The following is a 2,101-nucleotide window of genomic DNA, read 5'->3' on the forward strand; positions in this document are numbered from 1 at the left end:
GGCGATGCGGCGCACCGGCATCTATCACGTCATCTCCATCTCGGGCCTGCACATGGCGCTGGTCGGCTGCAGCAGCCTTGCATAGCCGGTAAGCAGCGAGCCGGCTGTCATATCAGCAGGTACTTTCCGTGCCGAAAGCCGGACCCGCTCCGGCGCGTAGCGCAGCTTTGGGTGAGCGGTGGAGATCACATCGATCGTCAGCCTGACGCGGCCGTTCTCCATTTCCTCCAGGCTAACGAGCCGGCCGGTCAGGCGGGTCTGGATCTCGGAACCGAGCATCGGTGTCGCGGCGCGCCAGGTCTCGACCTTTGCGGCGAGAAAGCCCAAGGCGCAGAAGAACGCCGCCATGAAGAGCAGATGCGTCCTTGGCCGTGGGCGCGAAACGAGCGCGCAGACAGCCATCAGCGCCACTGCCAAAAGCGGCCTGTACAGGTCTGGCTCGGCGTTCAGCGAGAAATAGAAGATCACGCCGGCAGCCAGGAACACCGGCACCAGCAGGAAGCCGATGCCGCGATCAAGCTCGGTCGTGGCCGCGGCGCCGATGCTGCGATGAAACGCCGGCCATGAGACACGGCCAAGCTGCTTGCCGAGCCGCGTGATGGTTGCCATCGGCGAGGCCGGGCGGAATCCGCCGACATCAGGCGGCAAAATCTCTTTGGCCGGACGCGACTCCGGAAGCCAAACCGGCGCTGTTTCGACAGGCGCTGTGTCGGCAAACAGCAGGCGCTCGCTGACGCCAGCTGTCGTCCCCTCGCCCTCCACCGTGCCCCGGCCTCGTCCAGCCATCGGGTCTGCCCCTTGCGCCCCAGACCTCCTATGCTACATGAACGCGCGAAGCGCGAAAGTCCGCGCAATCACGCCCGCTTCCTATGCCAGCCTGAGAGTGCCATGTCCGACAAGGTCGTCACCCGTTTTGCCCCCTCGCCGACAGGCTACCTGCACATTGGCGGAGCGCGCACGGCGCTGTTCAACTGGCTCTATGCCAGGCACTCCGGCGGCACGATGCTGCTGCGCATCGAGGATACCGATCGCGAGCGCTCCACCGAGGCGGCAACCGCTGCCATCCTGGACGGACTAACCTGGCTCGGCCTTTCATGGGATGGTGAGGCGGTTTCGCAGTTCGAGCGCGCGCCGCGCCATCGCGAGGTGGCCGTTGATCTCGTGCGCCTGGGCAAGGCCTATTACAGCTATGAGACGCCTGCGGAGCTCGAGGCGATGCGCGAGGCGGCGCGCGCCAAGGGCCTGCCGCCACGCTATAACGGCCAATGGCGCGACCGCGACCCGTCCGAGGCGCCGCCCGGCATCAAGGGCGCCATCCGCATCAAGGCGCCGGCCGAGGGCGAGACCGTCGTGCACGACCGGGTGCAGGGCGAGGTGCGCTTTCCCAACAAGGACCTCGACGACTTCATCATCCTGCGCTCGGACGGCAACCCGACCTACATGCACGCCGTCGTCGTCGACGATCACGACATGGGCGTCACCCACATCATCCGCGGCGACGACCATCTGACCAACGCCGCGCGCCAGACCGTGATCTACAACGCCATGGGCTGGGATGTGCCTTCGATGTCGCACATCCCGCTGATCCATGGCGCCGACGGCGCCAAGCTGTCGAAGCGGCACGGCGCGCTCGGCGTCGAGGCCTATCGTTCGATGGGCTACTTGCCGGAGGCCCTGCTCAACTATCTCGCCCGCCTCGGCTGGAGCCACGGCGACGACGAAGTCATGTCGATCAAAGACATGATCGGCTGGTTCGACATCGGCGACGTCAACAAGGGCGCCGCCCGCTTCGACTTCGCCAAGCTCGAGGCGCTGAACGGCGTCCATATGCGCAAGATGGACGATCATGCGCTGTTCGACATCTTCGTCGCCACCCTGCCCTATCTCGAAGGCGGCCCGGCGCTCGCCGCCCGGCTCGACGACAAGAAGAAGGCGCAGTTGCTCGCGGCCCTGCCCGGGCTTAAGGAGCGCGCCAAGACGCTGGTCGAACTGGTCGACGGCGCCGGCTTCCTGTTTGCCGAGCGGCCGTTGCCGGTCGACGAAAAGGCGGCGGCGCTACTTTCCGGCGAGGCGCGCGCCGTCCTCCGCGGCGCCCATGCGG

The 2,101-nt window shown here is 66.6% G+C and carries 2 protein-coding genes; one reads left to right on the forward strand and one right to left on the reverse strand.

The genetic code is table 11. From position 1 onward, the window contains the following. Nucleotides 1-24: 24 nt before the first annotated feature. A complete protein-coding gene (locus EOA33_RS41085; protein ID WP_127407557.1) occupies nt 25-786 on the reverse strand; it encodes a DUF4131 domain-containing protein in 762 nt (253 codons plus the stop codon). Nucleotides 787-888: 102 nt separating this feature from the next. Between EOA33_RS41085 and gltX the strand changes: the two genes are divergently transcribed. After that, nucleotides 889-2,101 (forward strand): glutamate--tRNA ligase (gene gltX / locus EOA33_RS33375; protein WP_127407558.1); only part of this gene is annotated, 1,213 nt, incomplete at its 3' end.

The organism is Mesorhizobium sp. M4A.F.Ca.ET.050.02.1.1 (assembly GCF_003997725.1).
Lineage (GTDB): Bacteria > Pseudomonadota > Alphaproteobacteria > Rhizobiales > Rhizobiaceae > Mesorhizobium.